At 61.6% G+C, this 19,086-nt stretch carries 21 protein-coding genes; 15 read left to right on the top strand and 6 right to left on the bottom strand.

All coding sequences use genetic code 11. The annotated features are described in order from the left end of the window. Nucleotides 1-6: 6 nt before the first annotated feature. The 3 genes from GKZ67_RS04065 to GKZ67_RS04055 form a co-directional block, all read right to left on the bottom strand. Complete coding sequence (locus GKZ67_RS04065; protein WP_173241264.1) at nt 7-1,176, bottom strand: hypothetical protein; 1,170 nt, start codon at nt 1,174-1,176, stop codon at nt 7-9. Further along, the gene (locus GKZ67_RS04060) at nt 1,134-1,382 is read right to left on the bottom strand and encodes a hypothetical protein (RefSeq protein ID WP_173241263.1); all 249 of its coding nucleotides are present in this window, start codon (nt 1,380-1,382) and stop codon (nt 1,134-1,136) included. Before GKZ67_RS04060 ends, GKZ67_RS04065 begins: the two co-directional genes overlap by 43 nt. 296 nt (nt 1,383-1,678) lie before the next feature. Continuing rightward, the gene (locus GKZ67_RS04055; RefSeq protein WP_173241262.1) at nt 1,679-2,380 is read right to left on the bottom strand and encodes a glycosyltransferase family 2 protein; all 702 of its coding nucleotides are present in this window, start codon (nt 2,378-2,380) and stop codon (nt 1,679-1,681) included. Between the two features lie 131 nt (nt 2,381-2,511). On the opposite strand from GKZ67_RS04055, the gene GKZ67_RS04050 reads away from it, so the two are divergent. From GKZ67_RS04050 to GKZ67_RS04035, 4 genes are read left to right on the top strand one after another with little or no spacing between them, the layout of a single operon-like run. Next, on the top strand, nt 2,512-3,837 hold the full coding sequence (locus GKZ67_RS04050) for an NAD(P)/FAD-dependent oxidoreductase (protein ID WP_173241261.1): 1,326 nt from the start codon (nt 2,512-2,514) through the stop codon (nt 3,835-3,837). Between the two features lie 45 nt (nt 3,838-3,882). Beyond that, nucleotides 3,883-5,220, top strand: a complete 1,338-nt coding sequence (locus GKZ67_RS04045; RefSeq protein WP_254245047.1) for a 4Fe-4S binding protein — start codon at nt 3,883-3,885, stop codon at nt 5,218-5,220. 53 nt (nt 5,221-5,273) lie between these two features. Continuing rightward, nucleotides 5,274-6,749 (top strand): cellulose synthase family protein, encoded by a 1,476-nt coding sequence (locus GKZ67_RS04040; RefSeq protein ID WP_173241260.1) that lies wholly within the window; start codon nt 5,274-5,276, stop codon nt 6,747-6,749. Then, nucleotides 6,746-7,276, top strand: a complete 531-nt coding sequence (locus GKZ67_RS04035) for a rhodanese-like domain-containing protein (RefSeq protein WP_173241259.1) — start codon at nt 6,746-6,748, stop codon at nt 7,274-7,276. The genes GKZ67_RS04040 and GKZ67_RS04035 overlap by 4 nt, the downstream gene beginning before the upstream one ends. A gap of 572 nt (nt 7,277-7,848) precedes the next feature. Here GKZ67_RS04035 and GKZ67_RS04030 read toward each other — a convergent pair. From GKZ67_RS04030 to GKZ67_RS04020, 3 genes are read right to left on the bottom strand one after another with little or no spacing between them, the layout of a single operon-like run. Beyond that, nucleotides 7,849-8,472 (bottom strand): DUF6134 family protein, encoded by a 624-nt coding sequence (locus GKZ67_RS04030; protein WP_173241258.1) that lies wholly within the window; start codon nt 8,470-8,472, stop codon nt 7,849-7,851. 45 nt (nt 8,473-8,517) lie between these two features. Next, nucleotides 8,518-9,486 carry an arsenosugar biosynthesis arsenite methyltransferase ArsM gene (arsM, locus tag GKZ67_RS04025; protein WP_173241257.1) on the bottom strand — a complete coding sequence of 323 codons (969 nt, stop codon included), beginning with the start codon at nt 9,484-9,486 and terminating at the stop codon, nt 8,518-8,520. 44 nt (nt 9,487-9,530) lie between these two features. After that, on the bottom strand, nt 9,531-10,331 hold the full coding sequence (locus tag GKZ67_RS04020; RefSeq protein ID WP_173241256.1) for a DUF547 domain-containing protein: 801 nt from the start codon (nt 10,329-10,331) through the stop codon (nt 9,531-9,533). Nucleotides 10,332-10,441: 110 nt separating this feature from the next. Between GKZ67_RS04020 and GKZ67_RS04015 the strand changes: the two genes are divergently transcribed. The 11 genes from GKZ67_RS04015 (at nt 10,442) to GKZ67_RS03975 (ending at nt 19,030) form a co-directional block, all read left to right on the top strand. Next, nucleotides 10,442-11,536 carry a BamA/TamA family outer membrane protein gene (locus GKZ67_RS04015; protein ID WP_173241255.1) on the top strand — a complete coding sequence of 365 codons (1,095 nt, stop codon included), beginning with the start codon at nt 10,442-10,444 and terminating at the stop codon, nt 11,534-11,536. A 64-nt stretch (nt 11,537-11,600) separates the two neighbouring features. After that, complete coding sequence (locus GKZ67_RS24335) at nt 11,601-11,801, top strand: glycosyltransferase (protein ID WP_317172229.1); 201 nt, start codon at nt 11,601-11,603, stop codon at nt 11,799-11,801. Continuing rightward, nucleotides 11,798-12,289, top strand: coding sequence for a glycosyl transferase (locus GKZ67_RS04010; protein ID WP_317172292.1), 492 nt, complete (start codon nt 11,798-11,800; stop codon nt 12,287-12,289). The genes GKZ67_RS24335 and GKZ67_RS04010 overlap by 4 nt, the downstream gene beginning before the upstream one ends. Next, on the top strand, nt 12,289-13,164 hold the full coding sequence (locus GKZ67_RS04005) for an NAD-dependent epimerase/dehydratase family protein (RefSeq protein WP_317172228.1): 876 nt from the start codon (nt 12,289-12,291) through the stop codon (nt 13,162-13,164). Before GKZ67_RS04010 ends, GKZ67_RS04005 begins: the two co-directional genes overlap by 1 nt. An 8-nt stretch (nt 13,165-13,172) precedes the next feature. Then, nucleotides 13,173-13,310: a hypothetical protein gene (locus GKZ67_RS24330; protein WP_317172227.1), complete on the top strand. Its 138-nt coding sequence runs from the start codon at nt 13,173-13,175 to the stop codon at nt 13,308-13,310. After that, entirely contained in the window at nt 13,300-14,127 is an 828-nt protein-coding gene (locus tag GKZ67_RS04000) for an SDR family oxidoreductase (RefSeq protein ID WP_173241254.1), read from the top strand. The genes GKZ67_RS24330 and GKZ67_RS04000 overlap by 11 nt, the downstream gene beginning before the upstream one ends. 52 nt (nt 14,128-14,179) lie before the next feature. After that, on the top strand, nt 14,180-14,512 hold the full coding sequence (locus GKZ67_RS03995) for an arsenosugar biosynthesis-associated peroxidase-like protein (RefSeq protein WP_068229436.1): 333 nt from the start codon (nt 14,180-14,182) through the stop codon (nt 14,510-14,512). A gap of 75 nt (nt 14,513-14,587) precedes the next feature. Beyond that, nucleotides 14,588-15,634 carry an arsenosugar biosynthesis radical SAM (seleno)protein ArsS gene (arsS, locus tag GKZ67_RS03990; RefSeq protein ID WP_173246415.1) on the top strand — a complete coding sequence of 349 codons (1,047 nt, stop codon included), beginning with the start codon at nt 14,588-14,590 and terminating at the stop codon, nt 15,632-15,634. Nucleotides 15,635-15,734: 100 nt separating this feature from the next. Beyond that, entirely contained in the window at nt 15,735-16,415 is a 681-nt protein-coding gene (locus tag GKZ67_RS03985; RefSeq protein ID WP_173241253.1) for an MIP/aquaporin family protein, read from the top strand. Nucleotides 16,416-16,807: 392 nt separating this feature from the next. Then, complete coding sequence (locus GKZ67_RS03980) at nt 16,808-17,050, top strand: hypothetical protein (RefSeq protein ID WP_173241252.1); 243 nt, start codon at nt 16,808-16,810, stop codon at nt 17,048-17,050. Nucleotides 17,051-17,107: 57 nt separating this feature from the next. Then, nucleotides 17,108-19,030, top strand: a complete 1,923-nt coding sequence (locus GKZ67_RS03975; RefSeq protein WP_173241251.1) for a gliding motility-associated C-terminal domain-containing protein — start codon at nt 17,108-17,110, stop codon at nt 19,028-19,030. The last annotated feature ends 56 nt before the right edge of the window (nt 19,031-19,086 follow it).

Genomic DNA, 19,086 nt, shown 5'->3' with positions numbered 1-19,086 from the left:
TTCCAGCTAAACGCCATGCACCAAACCTGCTGAAGCACGCCCTCGCTGCGCGTAACCCAGATAGTACTCACCAAGCGCCCAAGCCAGCACCAGGCCGTATTCGAGGGTCAGCAGCAGGCCGCTTTCGGTGTAGGCGGGGGTGCGGTAAGCTGAGTAGGAAAGCACGACCAGGCCCGCCCATACCCGCGCGTAGCGGAGCGGCGAAAAGCAACTCAGCGCCACCAGCGGCACCAGGTACCACGGATGCACCGTAGTAGCCAGTGCAAAGTAACCGCTTAGCGTGAGCAGCAGCCAGTGCGGCAGCGCCGCCAGGGCGGGCCGCCCCGGTTGCTGCGCCAGCCAAAAGGCCAGGCAGGCCGTCCCCAGTCCCAGCAGCGGCCCCAGCCCACCCACTAAGTCGTGGCCCGTAAGCCATTTACCCACGGCCAGCAGCACGTAGAATACGCTGGCATTAAATTCAAAACGCTGAAAATACAGGTCGAGGCTTAAGCCAATGTGCAGAAACAGACGCCCCGAAAACAAGGGCAGAAAAAGCACTAGCAGGCTACCCGCAAGCACGCCCACGAACTGCCCCAACCGGCGCGGGCAGAGGCAGCGAGCCAGCAAAGGCAGCGCCAGCAGCGGCAGCAGCTTGGTAGCCACGGCCAGCGCGAACGCCCCGGCGGCCAGGCGCAGTCGGCGGCGGGCCAGCAGCGCTCCCGCCAGGAGTAAAAAGCACACAACTACGCCCTCCATGTGCACGTTGCCCGCTATTTCTACCACTACCAGCGGATGCAGCAGGTAAACCAGGGCGCGGCGGGCGGGCCAGCCAGCCAGGGGGAGCAGCCACAGCAGCAGCGCCGCGGTGCCCGCATCGGCCACTAGCAGGGCCAGGCGTACTACCACCAGAAAACCGGTTTGGGAAGTGGGAAAAGCCTTCGCCGCCGCGCCGTACAGCGCCTGGCACACGGGCGGATACACCGAATAATATGCCGGCGAATTGAGCTGTGGCAGCAAGCGGCGCAGCTCAGGCAGCGGCAGGGCTGCCACCTCAGCAGGCGGGGAGCTCAGGAGCTGCCGGGGCGTTTCGGCAAACGGGCTGTGGGCGTGGCTTACGAGCAGCCCATCCCAGCGAAAACGGTAAAAATCGTCGCTCAGCGCGGGGGTTGCCGGCAGCCACAGCAGCCGAAACAGCAACGCAGCCCCCAGCCCCAGCGGAGCGGAAGCCGGGTGTGCAGCAGCCAGGCGTAGGCCGCGCCCGCCACCGCAAACAGCCCCAGCAACTGCCCAAAATGCGGGCGAGGCGTAGCGTAAGCCAGCCCCCAGTAGGCTGCCCCCGTTAGCAAAAGCGCCGCTAGCTGGCTGGCACACCGCCAGGTAGTGGGAGAAGTGGAAGTAGGCACCAGAAGAGCACTGCCGTAATCAATAGACGGCTAATTAACATAGTGAAAAAAATATATTTTAACTGCCTTAGCAACGGGAACATCCCTACGTAATCCCACTGAAGCTGAGTCTGGTAATTGAAATTCCTTCGTTGACTTTTGCTATCTCTTCGCTGAGTGAATAACTACAGGAATCCTAGTGACCAATAGTTTTTGGCTAGCAGCGTATTCCAGTTAAGAAGCGGTTCAGGAAGTCTCCAATAAAATTTCTACGGGATAATCACCTGTTGGACTTCCTAACCAGCTGCAGCCCCAAATCACCAGTATTTAAAGATGGTCCACAGGATTTTGTAGCCGGCGCCCAGCGTGCCCCGCACTGTGCCCGACACCTTGCTTACGCCAATGCGGCGGCGATAGCGCACGGGCACTTCGACTACGGGCAGGCCCAGGCGGGCGGCTTTTACCTGCATCTCCACCGTCCAGCCATAGTTGGTGTCGGCCATGCCGAGGCGGGCCAGCGCATCGGCCCGAATGGCCCGAAAGGGACCCAGGTCGGTGTGGGTGCCGCCGTAGCGCAGGCGCAACAAGCGCGATGCCAGCCAGTTGCCGAAGCGCTGCTGCGGCAGCAATGCCCCGGGCTCGCACTGACCCAGCGCCCGCGAGCCAATCACCAGCGCCGCCGCACCGCTTAAAATCGGGGCCAGCAGGTCCGGTATTTCGGCCGGAAAATCGGAGTGGTCGCCGTCGAGAAACACAATTATCTCGGGGATGCGCCCTGCCGGCTGGGCGGCATAATAAGCCAGCCCGGCCAGGCAGGCCTGGCCGTAGCCGGGGCGGGGAGCGGCAACCACCGTGGCCCCGGCGGCGCGGGCGGCACCGGCCGTATTATCGGTCGAGGCGTTATCGACTACCACGACTTCGTGCACAAGGCCAGCCGGGATTTCGCCCAGCACCAGCCCGATGGAGCGTTCCTCATTATGGGCCGGAATGAGCACGCCGATGCGTGGAAGAGAGGTCAAAGCAGAGGGCAAAGCAGGTAGAGGATGTAAAAGAACAACTGGAGCTCCGCAATCGCTTGGCCGGGGTAGCTACGTACGTGCTGAACCCACCAGGCGGACTCTTACCGTGTTTTGGCGTTCATTTGCGACTTATGCACCTCGTTATCATTGGCAACGGCATTACGGGCGTCACGGCCGCCATCACGGCGCGGCGCCTCTCGCCCGAGGCCCGCATCACGCTCTTGGGGGCTGAGAGTGCCCACCACTACTCGCGCCCGGCCCTGATGTACCTCTACCTAGGCCACTTACGCTATCCAGACGTTAAGCCCTACGAAGACTGGTTCTGGCCCGAAAACCGCCTGGAGCTGGTGCACGCCGAAGCCACCAGCGTAGATACGGCCGCCCGCAGCGTGCAGCTGGCCACCGGCCAGCTGCTGGCCTACGACTGCTTGCTGCTGGCCACGGGCTCAGTAGTGCGCACCGCTGGGTGGCCCGGCCAGCAGCTGCACGGCGTACAGGGCTTCTACGGTTTGCCCGACCTGGAAAGCATGAGCCGCGCCACCCACGGCATCCGCCACGCCGTGGTGGTTGGCGGGGGCCTGATTGGCGTAGAATTGGCCGAAATGCTGCACTCACGCGGCATTCGGGTAACGTGGCTGGTGCGCGAGCAGCGCTACTGGCAGTCGGTGCTGCCGCCCGAAGAATCGGCATTGCTGGCGGCCCACATTCTGCGCAACGGCATTGATTTTCGTCTAGCTACCGAGCTGAGTGAGGTGCTTGGCGATGCTCAGGGCCGCGTGCGGGCCGTGGTCACCAGCACTGGCCAGGAGCTGCCCGCCGAGTGGGTAGGCCTGGCCATAGGCGTGCAGCCCAACCTGGCGCTGGCCCGCGCCGCCGGCCTCGAAACCGACCGGGGCATTCTGGTGAATGAGGTGCTGGCCACCAGCGCGCCCGGCGTGTACGCGGCCGGCGACTGTGCCCAGCATCGCCAGCCGGCCCCCGGCGAGGCAGCCGTGGAGCAGCTCTGGTACACCGGCCGGATGCAGGGTGAAACCGTGGCCCACACGCTCTGCGGGCAGCCTACCCCCTACCGGCGCGGCCACTGGTTTAACTCGGCCAAGTTCTTTCAGCTCGAATACCAGACCTACGGCCGCGTGCCCGCCCAGCCCGAGGCCGATATTGCCAGCTTTTGCTGGCAGCATCCGTCGGGCAAGCTGCTGCGCATTAATTTCCGCCAGTCCGATAACGTCGTGACGGGCATGAACGTCCTGGGCCTGCGGCAGCGGCAGGATACGTGGGAGCGCTGGCTGCGCGAAAAAGCACCTGTCGGCACCGTGCTGGCCCAGCTCGCGGCAGCCAACTTCGACGCTGAGTTTTCGCGCCAGCATGAGCCGGCCATCCGGCGCGAGTTTAGCCGGCAGTTTCCGGCTATTATCCTGGCCAGCCCGCGCCGCAAGGGATTATTTGGCGCGCAGTAGACCGGCCTGTGCGAGTGCGGGCTACCCATTTTTTATAACCGATTTATGTCTGCCTTTTCAGTAATCCAACCGCCCGCCGCTACCATGCCCGCCGGTGAAAAGCTACCGTTAGCGGCGGTGGCCCTGGGCCTGCTGGCGCTGCTGGTTGCCGCCGCTGATGCCGACGTGGCCAGCGCCCGGCTCAGCCTGTATCTGGCGCTGGCGCTGCTGAGCGGCGGCGCGCTGGGCTGGGCGTGGCTGGCCTTTGGACGCACGGCCGCCGGCTGGCACCCGCACGACCTCTGGCGGCGGTCCAGCACCAGCCGGGGGGCCGTGGCCTGGGCTACGGGGGTGGCGCTCACGGGCTTCTATGTGGTGCTGTACTGGTTTCCGGGCCTGCTCGAAAACCTTATCCGGGCGCTCGACCCATTCAGTCAATGGCTGCGGCACCGGCCGGCCGACCAGTGGCTGCTCTACGGCACGTTTTACACGCTGGCGGTGCTGGTGCTGGGTGGCCGGGCCCTATGGAAATACCGGTTTTCGCGCTACCACCTGGCGCGCACCGTGTCGGTGATGTTCTTCCAGCTGGGCTTTGCCTTCCTGCTGCCGGGGCTGCTGCTGGCCTTGCAGCAGCCCGAGTATTACTTCTCCTATTTCTGGCCCCTGAAGTACGACTATCTTTTTCCGGGCACCGTCGGGCAGCTGTTGCACGGCGGCGGGCTGGGCGTGTTCATGGTTTTCTGGGGAGTAGCCATGTCGTTTTTGGCTACGCCGGTGCTCACTTATTTCTTTGGCAAGCGCTGGTACTGCGCCTGGGTATGCGGCTGCGGCGGCCTGGCCGAAACTGCCGGCGATGCTTACCGCCACCTTTCCGACAAAAGCCGCCAGGCCTGGCACTGGGAAGTGCGACTCATCTACCCTATTCTGGGGCTGATAACGCTGCTCACGGCGCTGCTTTGGCTGGGCGCATCGGGGGCAGTACCGGCGCTGGGTGTAGTTACGGGGCCGCTGGGGCAGTTCTATGGCTTCGCGATTGGCAGCGTGTTTTCGGGTATTATCGGGGTCGGGTTCTACCCCTTGCTGGGCTCGCGGGTATGGTGCCGCTTCGGCTGCCCGATGGCCGCCTACCTAGGTTTGCTGCAAAAGCATTTCTCGCGCTTCCGCATCAGTACCAACGGCGGGCAGTGCATTTCGTGCGGCAACTGCTCGAATGCCTGCGAGATGGGCATCGATGTAAAGCAGTACGCCCAGCGCGGCGAACCCATCATACGGGCCGCCTGCGTCGGCTGCGGCCTCTGCGCTACCGCCTGCCCGCGCGGCGTGCTCAACCTCGAAAACGGCCCGCGCGAAGGACGGCTCACGGGTTCGGCCTTCATTCATGCCGATTCCTTGCGAATTTTGTAGCGAGCAGGCCTATTGGCGCGTGGGGCATTCCTCTGTCCACTTTTTAACCTCAAATGCTTTTTGTTGAAACCGGGCTACTGGTCCTCTACGGGCTGTGCCTGGTATTTATGCTGGGCTTTAGTCTCACGCAGTGGCAACTCACGCGGCTGGCGCGTGGTGCCACTACTCCCGCCCAGCCGCCCGCGCCGCTCGCGTGGCCGCGGGTGACGGTGCAGCTGCCGGTGTACAATGAGCTGAACGTGGTGGAGCGGATTATAGACGCGGCGGCGGCCCTCAGCTACCCTGCTGGCCGCCTGCATATTCAGGTGCTCGACGACTCGACCGACGAAAGTGTGGGGCTGGCCGCCGCCCGCGTGGCGCACTACCAGGCCCAGGGGGTGCGTATCAGCCACGTGCGCCGGCCTGGCCGCCAGGGCTACAAGGCCGGGGCGCTCGCCCACGGCCTGCTCGAAACCGACGGCGAGCTTATCGCCATTTTTGACGCTGACTTTATTCCCGAGCCCGATTTTCTGCGGCGCGTGGTGCCGTATTTCACCAGCCCCGAAATCGGCATGGTACAAACCCGCTGGGGACATCTGAACGAAGCCAGCTCCCTGCTCACGCGCCTGCAAGCTTTTGGGCTGAACGCGCACTTTCTGATAGAGCAGGTAGGACGGCAGGCGGGCGGGCATTTCATTAATTTTAATGGAACGGCCGGCGTATGGCGGCGCGCCTGCATCGAAGACGCCGGCGGCTGGCACGCCGATACCCTCACCGAAGACCTCGACCTGAGCTACCGCGCCCAGCTGCGCGGCTGGCGCTTTTGTTACCTACCGCAGGTGGTAGCCCCTGCCGAGCTGCCCGCCGGCCTCGCCGGCCTGCGCTCGCAGCAGCACCGCTGGAACAAAGGTGCCGCCGAAACTGCCCGCAAGCACCTAGGCCGGGTGTGGCGGGCCTCCAGCCTCTCGCTGGCTACCAGGCTGCACGCTAGCTTTCACCTGCTCAACAGCTCGGTGTTTGCCGTCATTCTGCTCATGGCGCTGCTGAGCGTGCCGCTGGTGTTGGTGCGTGCGCGGCACCCCGTCTTTGAGCCGGCGTTTCGACTGGCCTCGGGCTTTGTGCTTACGCTGCTGCCGCTTACTTACTATTATTACGCTGCCTGGCGACGCAGCCCACACCCGGCGGGGCACTGGTTTGGGCCCACCTTCGTGCTGTTTATAGCGCTGTCGATGGGCCTGGCGCTGCACAATGCCCGCGCGGTGGTGCAGGGCTGGCTACGGCGGGCCTCGCCCTTCGTGCGCACTCCCAAAACAGGCACGGCGGGCCTCCTCCCTGTCCTTTCCGAGCAAAGTCCCCGGCCCCTGGCTGAGGGGCTGCTAACGCTGTACTTTGGGGCCGGACTGGCAGCCGGACTGCACTACGGCAACTATGGATTACTGCCGTTTCATGTGCTGCTGGTAGCGGGTTTTGGCACCCTCACGGGCTACGCCTGGCGGCAACGGTGGGGCAGGCATCCGGCCGGGCCCGCACCTGCGTATCTGCGGCCATGACAACCTCCGCTTTTGGGTTGCGGCTCGGCCGCACGCTGTTGCTGACGGGCCTGTTGGCCGCCTGCCAAAGCCGTCCTGCCGATGCCCCGCTTACCACCAACGGCCTCTACTCGACCATGCTTCATGGCTTGCTCAAAGAGTCGGTACCGTTTGTAAGCGTAGCGCAGCTTCGGCAGCAGCCTGCCTCAGTGCTGCTCGATACCCGTACCCCACAAGAGTTCAGCGTCAGTCACTTGCGCGGGGCTCGGTGGGTGGGCTACGATAGCTTCACCTTAGCTGAGGTGCGGGATTTACCCAAAAATACCTCCATCGTGGTCTACTGCTCGGTGGGAGCGCGCAGCGAAAAAATCGGTACCCGGCTACTGCAAGCCGGCTATACCAGCGTGCACAACCTCTACGGCGGCATTTTTGAATGGGTAAATGAGGGCAACCCGGTTTTCACCGCCAGCGGCCAGCCCACCGACCGTGTACACGCCTACTCGCCTACCTGGGGCATCTGGCTGCGGCGCGGCCGAAAGGTGTATTAACGCTATTTTCTGGTCGATTTGCCGCTTGAGGGTGGCACTGACTCGCTAAGTCCACGCTACGTGTACCTGACCTTTAAGCCTGCGTTAGCTTTACCGAGCCTGCGCCGCGCCAAGCGTGCCATTGGCCCCAATGCCTACTCACTTTTCGTCAGGCAAGGCAAACCAGCGCCGAAAGGAGCTTTGTAGGCTTTACGGCTGTCCGCAGCAGCTACGTTTGCGGGCTTCATCGGCTCGTATTTCTTCGCAAACGAGCTGATAAAGGCTTTTTCAGATAAAGGCCTGCTGACATAACTCATTCCGCAGCCTTTATACTGGCCGTGGAGCTAGCTGCGGGCCTCACCGTGCTGCTGGCCACCAAGCTGGGCTTACTGATGCCTGCTGGTCAGCGTGGCCAGTATTCTTTACAGTGGCATACATGGCTTGGGAAAATAACAATTAATATTATATTTTTACTATATAATAATTTCCTAAAAAAATAACCCGTGGAAGAGAGGCTTCGACAATGCGGATGCCTGCGGAGCCGGGCGTTCTGCAAGAGCTTTCGGTGACTTCCTAAGCGGCCTCAGTAGATACTATGGCAATAGGCGGATAATAAAATTTTTGAGCGGATTCTTTTTAATAATGGTAACCAGCTGCCCGTTGGTGTACTGATACTCGTCCTCGCGGCCATCGCGTACAGCCCGCCAATCACCTGGCTTTGAACGGCTTATAGTAAAATAGTCTCCAAAATATTCGGCAAAGGCCCGTGTCTGCCCGGCCGACGGCTCGCCAAAAAACATGTTGGTGACGGCGTAGCGAATGGGCTGCGTTTCGGTAGCCTTGTAGTGGTGCTTATACTGGTCGGCTAGGATATCGTAGTGGTCGCCTTTCCACTCGGCCCGCGAGGCAAAGTCGCCTTGGTTGGTATGCGCCTCCACAGTCGAGAGCAGCAGCTGACCATTGCGAAAGTGGTTGACTACCTGGTAGTAAATCTTGAGGTGGTAGAACAGGAAGCTCACCCGCACATCGCTCACCAGCGAGTACGTCACGTCGGCCCCAACCGGGGCCTGGCGCGTGGCCGTCATGGTGCCCACCCGCAGGCCCGCCACCTCAATGCCGTAGCGCCGCACCTCGGCCGCTACGGGCTTGGCGGCTTGCGCCCATACAGCAAGAGGCAGAGCGCTGATTACGGCGCTCAAAAAGCCGGGCTTTGTCATTGAGAGCACATTGAAGCAACGACAAAGCCCTTCTGGCATAAAAAATCAGCAGCAGCCACCGCCATCGTAGTGGTAGGTCGAGGGCGAGATGAAGATGTCTTCGCGGCTCAGCCCAGCCAGGTTGCCGGCGGTTTTATCACACACGGCCAGGGGCTGGTTCTGCATCAATACGTGGCCCTTGTGGTCGTCGAAGTACTCATCACCACCATAATAGATTGCGGTGCGACCAGTAAAAATGCAGGGGCCATCGGCCGGCATGGGGTCTTTAATGGCGCACACTTCCACGCTTTCGATAAAGATTACCTCGTCGGTGGCGTAGTGCTGGGGCGAGAGCACGCGGTAAGCGCGCTTGGCCCGCACCTCGATGGTGCCGAAGCCGACTTCGGCAATCATGTCGAGGTACTGCTGCAAGGGCAGCGAGCCGGTGAGGCAGAGGGCGCGCAGGCGCTCGTCGGCGCGCAGCTCGTCGCTCATGGGCTGCTCGCAGGTAGGGTCCGACATCACTAGGCGGCCGTGGGGCTTTAGCACGCGGTAGGTTTCCTGCAGGGCGCGCTTGAGGTCGTCGAGCTTAAAGATGTTGAACAGGCAGTTCTGGGCTGCTACGTCCACGCTTTCGTCGGCCACGGGCAGGTGCAGGGCATCGCCGGCGCGCAGGTCCACAAACTCGCTCCGAAACCAGTCGTTCTGCTCTTCTGCCGTTTTCATGTTGTCGCGCGAGGCGTCGAGCATCTCGCTCACCACATCTACGCCAATCACGGCGCCGGGCCGGCGGCTAAAGTAGGCAAACTGCAGCAACTCCATGCCGCCGCCTACGCCCACGTAAAGCACAGTGGGCGAGTTGGTAAGGTCGCGGGGATTGACGGTGCTGCCGCACCCGTAATTCATACTCAGCATACGCTGCGGAATGCTCAGGCCGGGCAGCTGCCACACGGGGTTGGTGGTGCAGCAGAGGCCCACCTGGGGCTCCTGGGCCGCCTGGCGGTACACGTCGGCGGTAGTTTCGAGATAACTCATGAAGGGGATAAAAAAGTATTCTGGTAGGCGAAGCTAAGGCCGGCTTACTGCTTGTTCAGGTTCCAATTATAGTCGAGGTAAGTAATCTTGGTATTATCGTCAATCTTGGTGGTGGAGTAGCGGTTGACCCACTTCACCACAGACTGGCCATTCTTTTGCCAGTCGCCTTTGTACCAGTCAAAATACTTGGATAGCTGGGCTTCCGATTTGCCGATTTTATTTTTGGCCGGGTTGTTCAGGAAGTCGCGCCCCTGGTCGTCGAGCTGCTTTTCGAGCTGGGCGGCGGTGTAGGCCTCGTTGCGCAGGCGCGGGCAGGAAAGCGACGCGCACACCAGCGTAAAGTGGATGCGCGGGTCGTCGAACTTCTTGCGCAAAATGCCGTGCTCGATGTTATCAAGGCTCATCTGCTGGCCCCCGATGCTGAAGAATTTGGCCGCCCAGGGCGTGGTCACAAACGGAATCTTGATTTTTGAGCCAATGTCCTTGATACTCTGCACCGGGTAGTGGTCGAGGATGAGGCGAATGGTGTAGGCGTTATACGCATTAATCCAGTACGCCATCTGGTCGGCTTTGCTCCAGTTGGCAGCCGGCGGGTTTTTGCTCAGCATGGCCAGGTACTGATTAAATACCGCCTCATCGGCTTTAAAGCCCTGGTAATCAACAAGCCCCTGGGCAGTAACGTGCTTTTTGAGCAGCTTGTCGTAGGCACTATGGTCGACCAGCGCACTGGTAGCGGCGACAGTATAAGTGGGTGTCGGCACGGGGTTGAGACCGGGCACGGCTACGGCCACTGCAGTAAGCGTACCAGCTGCCAGCACCAGGGTGGCCAGGGTCGAGGTTTTCATGAGCTTATTCATCGGAGCCTACATACGGGAAAGGGATGCTGTAAAGATTGCTTGTCGGCAATCTCCCGCCCGCCCTAGTTTCGTATACACTGCAAATTATATTCTGTACCGTGCTCCTTACTACCGTACTGCTGGCCCTGTCCGGGCTGGCTCCCGCCGATACGGTACACCCCAAACGCCTGGCGCTGATTCCGGTGCCGCTGGTTTACTACACACCCGAAACCCGGCTGGCGTATGGCGCGGCTGCCACGGCTACCGTTCATTTTCGGCGCGACGATAACTTTGCCGCTGCCCGGCCCTCGCAGCTCACGCTGGCCCTGGCTTATACCCAAAACCGGCAACTGCTGCTATATCTGCCCTTCCAGATTTTTTACGACCATAACCGCTACTATGCCTACGGCGAGGTCGGCTATTACCGCTACAACTACTACTTCTACGGCGTGGGCCAACAGGAAGTGCCACGCGAGCTGTACGGGGTAAATTTCCCCCGCGTGCGGGTCAATGTCTTTCGGCGTATTGGGGCCGGCCTGGGCGCGGGCAAGCTCTACGCGGGCCTGCGCTATCAGTATGAGGACTACCGCGTGAGCAGTGTCGCAGTGGGTGGACTACTAGCCAGCGGCACGGTACCCGGCGGGCTGGGCAGCCGCCTCACGGGCGGCGGGCTAGGCCTGTTTTACGACTCGCGCGATAACGTTTTCTTCCCCAAAAAAGGGGTAGTTGCCGACTTCAGCGCCTTTCTCCGCAACCGGGCAGTAGGCACAGGCTTGACTAGCGAAACGACGCGCTTTGACCGCTACGCGGCCGATGTGTCGGAGTACCATGCGCTGGGACAGCACACCATACTGGCCGTCAATTATTTCGGCAGCTTTACCGTGGGTACTGCCCCGTTCAATGCCCTGTCGCTGCTGGGCGGCTCACGGCGGCTGCGCGGCTACTATGAGGGCCGCTACCGGGACCAAAACGTTGCCCTGGTGCAGACGGAACTGCGCTTCGACGTGTATAAACGCCTGGGGGCCGTGGCATTTGGCGGCGTAGGAACTCTTGGCGATGAGCAGACGCTGCTGCGCCTCCGCGAGCCGAAAGGGGCTTACGGGGGCGGCTTGCGCTTCACGGCCAACCGCCGCGACCATCTCAATGTGCGGCTCGATTACGGCCTGGGGCAGCAATCGAGCGGCTTTTACCTTACCGTGGGAGAAGCTTTTTAACCCGATTAAACCTCGTCTTCACCAATTAATGCGGAAGTTGCGGCTCCGTAGAAGTTTTGCCAATATGCTCAGCGTAATTATTCCCACCTATAACGAAGCGGCCAACATCGGCCGGCTGGTGGCCGACCTGCGCCGCTATGCCCCGCCGGGCACCGTCGAAATCCTGGTGGTAGATGCCCACAGCCCCGATGGCACCGCTGAAGCGGCCCGCGCGGCCGGGGCCACCGTGCTGGACGCCCCAAGCCCGGCCGCGCGGCCCAGCTGAACTACGGGGCGCGGCAAGCCCGCGGCGACGTCTTTTACTTCGTGCACGCCGACGTAGGCATTCACCCCGGCTACGTGGCTACCATCGCGGCCGCCGTGGCCCAGGGCCACGCGGCGGGCTGCTACCGCTTCCGGTTCGACTCGCTACACCCGCTGCTGCGCATCAATAGCTATGGCACTCGCTTTAAAGGCATTATGAGCCGGGGCGGCGACCAAACGCTGTTTGTGACGCGGACGCTGTTTGAGCAGCTTGGGGGCTTCGATGAGCAGTTTGTCATCATGGAAGACTTCGAGATTATCCAGCGCATCCGGCGAGTGGCCAGCTTCTACATTGTGCCATTAGATGTGGTAGTGTCGGCCCGCAAGTATGAAACCAACAGCTGGCTGCGCGTGCAGCTGGCCAACCTGACGGCCTTTGCGATGTATTTTCTTAAGCTGCCGCCGCTCCGCATTGCCCGCACCTACAAATCCTTGCTCAACTACCGCTAATGCTTCCTCGCGTGCTCGTAACCGGGGCCAACGGTTTTTTGGGTCGTCACCTTGTAGCCGAACTGCTACGCCGCGGCTACCCCGTACGGGCCGTGGTGAGGCCGGGCGCGGGGCTATCGGCGGGCGCTTCGGCCCTGCCGCCCTTGCACTCTCTACCCATCGAAGTGTGCGAGCTAGACCTATCCCAAGCAGTGCGCAAAGGGGTCCTGGCCGATACCATCAACGGCTGCGGGGCCATCATTCACGCGGCCGCCGTGGCCCAGGTCAACCCGGCCCGCAGCCGGGCCGTTCGGGATACCAACATTCATGGCACGGAACAGGTCCTACGTCTGGCGCGCAAGGGCGGAGTTGAGCGCTTAGTGTACGTGGGCACGGCCAACGTTTTCGGTTTTGGCCCCAAAAACTGCCCCGGCGACGAAACCCAGCCCTACGCCGGCCGCCGCTACGGCCTCGACTATATGGACAGCAAGCGCGCCGCCACCGACTTAGTATTGCAGGCTGTGGCCCGCGAGCAGCTGCCCGCCGTGCTGGTGCACCCCACCTTTATGCTGGGCCCCGGCGATACCAGGCCCACCTCGGGCGCGCTGCTGTTGGAGCTGCATCGGGGCCGGCTGCCGGGCTACCCGCTAGGTGGCAAAAACTACGTGCATGTGCGCGATGTGGCCGGGGCCACCGTCAATGCCTTGACGCAGGGGCGCGTAGGCGAGTCGTATATTTTAGGCAACGAAAACTTGAGCTACAAAGAAGCCTTCTCTCTGATGGCCGGCGTGCTGGGCGTAGCCGCCCCCGTTGGCCCGTGCTGCCCCCGCTGGCCACTTTCTACGGGGCGCTCTGCGCGTGGCAGGCCTGGCTCACCGGCCGGCCGGCCCAGGTAAACCCGGCCATGGTGGCCGTGGCCAACGACGGCCACTACTTTACCTCACAGAAGGCGCGCACGGAGTTGTTATTACCCCAGACTCCCATTATCCAGGCCGTGGCCGAGGCCTTCGACTGGTTTAAATCCAACGGCTATGTCCAGTAAAACTGCCGGCCCGCTGGCGGGTCAGGTTGCTTTAATTACGGGGTCCGAATCGGGCATTGGCCGCGAAACAGCCCGCGCCTTTTGCCAGCAGGGCGCCGCCGTGGTGCTCAACGGGCGTCAGGCCGAGCGCCTGGAGCACACCCGCCACGCCCTGGCCGCCGAAGGCTACCAGGTAGCCGCCTGCGTGGCCGATGTCACCGACTATGCCGCCAGTGAGCGGCTGGTAGCAACGGCGATAACTATATTCGGCCGGCTCGATATTCTCATTACCAACGCCAGCATCTCTCAGCGGGCTTACTTTGCTGACATGCAGCCCGAGGTATTTCGGCAGGTGCTCGACAGCAACGTGTACGGCTCCGTTTATCCGCTCAAGGCGGCGCTGCCTCACCTCATCCAGGCCAAGGGCAGCGTGACGTTTATTTCCTCCATATCGGCTCTCAACGGCATGCCCAGCGGCTCGGCCTACTGCGCCGGCAAGGCGGCGCTGGCCAACCTGGCTCACACCCTGCGCCTGGAGCTGGCCGACACCGGCGTGCATTTTGGAGTGGTGCACATCGGCTTTACCCAGAACGACCCCGACAAGCGCGTGCTCGACGCGGCGGGCCAGCCCGTGCCTATCGCGCACCGCCCACCGCGCTGGCAAAAGTCGCAGGCCCAGGTAGCGGCCATTATTCTGGGCCACGTGCGGCGGCGGCAGCGGCGCACGGTTATCTCCGCCCTGGGCCGCCTTATTCTGGTGGTGCATTCGCTGCTGCCCCGGCTCGGCGACTGGGTAGTGCTAACTTCCCAGCGCCGAATGCGCAATTTCTACGAGTAGCCCGCCGCAATCTGCCTTCTGTCTTTTGTCGTAATTTAGTAAACCCCTGCACATGGAAACGTATTATAACCCTGCCGACCTCAAAAAATTCGGCAACATCGGTGAGTTTCAGAAAGAGTTTGCCGATAAGTTTTTCGCCTACTACGGCGCGGTTTTTGCCGAAGGAGCGCTCACTGCCCGCGAAAAATCGCTTATCGCCCTGGCCGTGGCCCACGCCGTGCAGTGCCCCTACTGCATCGACGCCTACTCGGCCGACACGCTCGAAAAAGGCTGCACTGAGCCCGAAATGATGGAAGCTGTGCACGTAGCCGCTGCCATTCGCGGCGGGGCTACTTTGGTCCACGGCGTGCAGATGATGAACAAGGTCAAGGAGTTATCGATGTAAGCAAATAGCGCGGACTTTGTAGTCCGCGTTTGAACATTCCTAACGCGGATTACAAAGTCTGCGCTACTTTCCATGATAAAATCTCTCAAAGCCACCGGCAACCAGTTTGCTGATTCGGCTTTCCAATTAACTGTGTTGCGCCAGGAAGTGGTTGATGTACTGCATCTGCCGCCCTTCCACGCCAAGATGAAAGAGACGGGCCTCTTTCCGCTGCGACCGGTAGCCCCAGCGGTGCTGCAAATCAACGTGGGCAAGATGTGCAACCAGGTGTGCAAGCACTGCCACGTTGATGCCGGACCCGACCGCAAGGAAATTATGACCCGCGAAACGATGCAGCTCTGCCTCGACGCGCTGGCTCAGACCAACATCCCAACGGTGGACCTCACCGGTGGCGCGCCCGAGATGAACCCCGATTTCCGCTGGTTTGTGGAGCAGATTTCGGCGCTGGGCCGCAAAGTGCTGGTGCGCTGTAACCTGACTATCATCGTGGCCAATAAAAAGTACCACGACCTGCCCGAGTTCTTCAAAAAGCACGGGGTAGAAGTGGTCAGCTCCCTACCTTTCTACTCGGCCGATAAAACCGACCGCCAGCGGGGCGACGGCGTTTTCGACGACTCCATCCGAGCCTTGAAAATGCTCAACGCCGTAGGCTACGGCCAGCCCGGCAGCGGCCTGGTGCTGAACCTGGTGTATAATCCGGCCGGTGCCTTTATGCCGGGTCCGCAAGCCGCCCTGGAGCGGCAGTTCAAGCAGGCACTGCTGAAAGACCACGGCATTGTGTTCAACAGTCTGTTTGCTATCACCAACCTGCCGGTGAGCCGCTTTCTCGATTACCTGGTAGAATCGGGCAATTACGCGGGCTACATGGAAAAGCTGGTGAACGCCTTTAACCCCACGGCGGCAGCCGGCGTGATGTGCCGCGACACCATCTCGGTAGGCTGGGACGGCGGGCTCTACGACTGCGACTTCAACCAGATGCTCGACCTGCATGTGGCCAGCACCAGCCAGCACATCCGCGATTTCGACGCGGCGGCCCTGGCCCAGCGGCCCATCGTGCTCAATCAGCACTGCTACGGCTGCACGGCCGGCGCAGGCTCCAGCTGCGGCGGCACGGTGGCATAAACAGGCGCTGCGGACGCGCCCCATAGCCTCTATCAACTTCTAAACCAGTGGCCTGCGCCGCACGCGGGCGCTTATACTGCGGCCCAAAGCTGGCCATTACATGACGCCTACCCTCCGACAATGCCTGCTGGCCGAAGCACTCGGCACAGCCTTTCTGCTGATTTTTGGTACTGGCGCAGTGGTAGTTGATGAGCAAACCCATGCCATCGGGCACGGGGGGGTATCTGCCGCCTTTGGCCTAATCGTGCTGATTATTATTCAGGGCTTGGGCCACATAAGCGGCGCGCACGTTAACCCAGCCGTGACCATTGGGTTTTGGGCGGCGGGTCGGTTCCCGGGCCGCCGGGTAGTTCCTTATGTGCTGGCGCAGCTAGCAGGAGGCCTGCTGGGCAGTGGAGCAGTGTGGCTATTCGCCGCGCCCGGCTCGTCGCTGGGCGCGACGCTGCCCGCCCACAGCGCCCTGCAGGCTTTTAGTGTAGAGGTGGGCCTCACTTTCTGGCTGATGCTTGTTATTCTGCGCGTTACGTCCAGCTACTACGAGCAGGGGCTGCTTGTGGGCCTTACTATCGGGGCAACCGTAGGCCTGGAAGCTTTGGTAGGCGGCCCCCTCAGCGGAGCTTCCATGAACCCGGTTCGCTCACTGGCCCCTGCGCTGCTGAGCGGCAACCTAACTGCGGCCTGGGTCTATGTAGCTGCTCCGCTAGCCGGCGTGCTACTGGCCGTGCTAGCCAACCGGCTGCTCGAACTTACGCTGCCCGTAGAGAATCGACCGCCGCTTTAGGTTGTAAGAAAGCAGAAGGCACGATATGATTGGGAAATAAAGTAAGCAACAGCACCTGCGCAAGCCATAAAGCAGCCCGGTAAATATTCAATAAATTGAATATTTACCGGGCTGCTTTGCATGACGTTCAAAATAACAGGAATTGCACAAAAGCCGGTTGGCCTTGCGAGTGCAGCAAAGACAACCGGCTTTCGCGCAAGTCTTCAATAAAACAGATGGATTTACGCAACATATTCATTATCAACACCTGGAAGTAAACCGGTAGTAAAGAGGTTAAAATAAGTTTCCAGAAGCGTGGGGGTTGGCGGCGGCTTGCGCCTCTACTTATTGAGCCTGGGGTTTACGTCTGGGCGCTTTTGCTACTTCCGCTTACGTCAAGCAATTCCCCAGCTATGCTTCCTTCCCTTCCTCCCGACTCTTTGCTGCTGAGCTACCCAGGCTACGGGTTCTTCGCTTGGCCTACTACCGACCAGACGCCAGCCAAGGGAGCACTGGCTGTGTCACAATTGGGCAGGTCTCCGCGGCCGCGGCTGGAAGCCCGGGCAGAAGAGCTCACCCGCGACCTGGCCGGTTGGAGCGTGCCGCCGGCAACAATGGCCGATGCGAATAAGCTGGGCGCGCACTGGCTTTGGTAAACCGCTCCTTATCAACCCCTGAGCATTTTTAGCGGCTCTTTTTTCTGCAAAAAGTTGATGACACCGCGCTATTTTACCTGGTGGAGCTGGCTACGGTGTAGCCTGGGCAGCATCCTGCTGCTGATTGCCGGGCCGGCCTGGGCAACGCACATTGTGGGCGGCGAAATGGATTTGCTGCACCAGTCGGGCAGTACCTACACCCTCACCCTGACGCTCTATTTCGATGCGGTTAACGGTAACGCGGCGGCGCTCGACCAGGCGCTCACGGCCGGCATTTTCGACAAAGCAACCAACCGGCAGCTCACCAGCGTGGTGCTGCCGCTCACCAGCAACACGTTTGTGAGCTATACCAACCCGGCCTGCGCGGTGGGCTCGCTCAGCACCCGCAAGCTGGTATATAGTAAAGATATTATTCTTGACGCGGCTACGTACACCAGCGCCAGCGGCTACTATGCCGCGGTAGAGCGCTGCTGCCGCAACCTGGCTATCAGCAACATTGTTAACCCCGGCGGGGCAGCGCAGACCTTCTACCTGGAGTTTCCGGCCGTGGTCCACAACGGGGCAGCGTTTATTGACTCTACCCCACACATTTTTCCGGCCTTAGGCGATTATGCCTGCCTGAACAACCTGTTCTACTACGACTTTGGTGGGCAGGACCCCGATGGCGACTCGCTGGCCTACGACATGGTGACGCCGCTTAACGGCCACTCCACCGCGCTCAACCCCTCCCCGCCGCCGGCCGCCGCGCCTTACACCACCGTGAACTGGACCACCGGTCTAGGTACCGCCAACCAGATTCCGGGCGCGCCGGCGTTGGGCATCGATGCGCACACCGGGCGCCTGACGGTACGGCCGAGCCGCCTGGGCTTGTTTGTGTTTGGGGTACGTTGTGCAGAGTACCGCAAGGGGGTGAAAATTGGCGAAACCCGTCGTGACTTTCAGCTCTACGTGCTCAACTGCCCCAGCAACAACCCGCCCGTGGTGACCGTGCAGGCCGCGGGCCGCCGCTACCAGGCGGGCCGCGATACGGTGCACCTCGTGCCCGGTGGCTCGCACTGCCTCACCATTCGCTACACCGACCCCGACCCTAACTCGACGCTTACCCTTACGGCGCAGCCCCTCAACTTCACCGACCCGGCTACGGCCCCCAGCTTTACTACCAGCACTGGCGGCACGGTGCGCGCCAGCGGCCAGCCCGATACGCTCACGGCAACGCTATGCTTTCCCACCTGTGCCGATACCAAAGGGAAAGTTTATCTGCTCAATGTCATAGTGGCCGACAATGGCTGCTCGCTGCCCAAGCACGACACGATTCGGGTGGCATTTACGGCTGCCCCGCCGGTGAGTACCACGCCGGTTCTTACGACCAGCTTTCCGCCCGAGCCGGTGCCCGAAGCTACGCCCGCCGTTGTGCGCGTGGCCCTGGGCCAGCCCTATACGGCTACCCTGCTCGGTACCGATGAGGCACCGAATGCGCTGACACTAACCGCCGCCGGTGAGGGCTTCGACCTGGCTGCCGTGGGCATGAGCTTTAGCGCCCAGAATGGCACCGGCCGCGCTTCTGCCACCTTTAGCTGGCAGCCGGCCTGCGGCCCGGCCACGGCCAGCCAAGCTGGCTTGCTGGTGCAGTTTACGCTGGCACAGGCCGGAAACATCTGTACGCCGCATACACGCACGCGCCTTATCCGCTTTGAGGTGGCGCGGCCCGGCGACTCGCTGGCTTTTCGTCCGCCCAACATCATCACGCCCAATGGCGACGGCCTCAACGATGTCTTCACCCTTGACCGGGCGCTGCCCCCCGATTTCTGCGATGCGCAGTTTGCGGGCGTCAGCATCTTCTCGCGCTGGGGCCGGCTGGTGTACCAATCGCCCACGCGCAGCTTTAGCTGGGCCGGCGCCGGGGCCGGCGGCATTTACTACTACCTCGTCACTTTCACCGATGGCCGCCGCTACAAGGGCTGGGTGGAAGTACTACCCTAACGCTACGCCACTCGTCCTGCCTTGCTTAGTTACCCTTTTTCTTTTTCAACCCCTTT

The organism is Hymenobacter sp. BRD67, assembly GCF_013256425.1.
GTDB lineage: Bacteria > Bacteroidota > Bacteroidia > Cytophagales > Hymenobacteraceae > Hymenobacter.
Note: the sequence above shows the minus strand (reverse complement) of the source record. Positions and strands in the feature narration are given on the sequence as shown.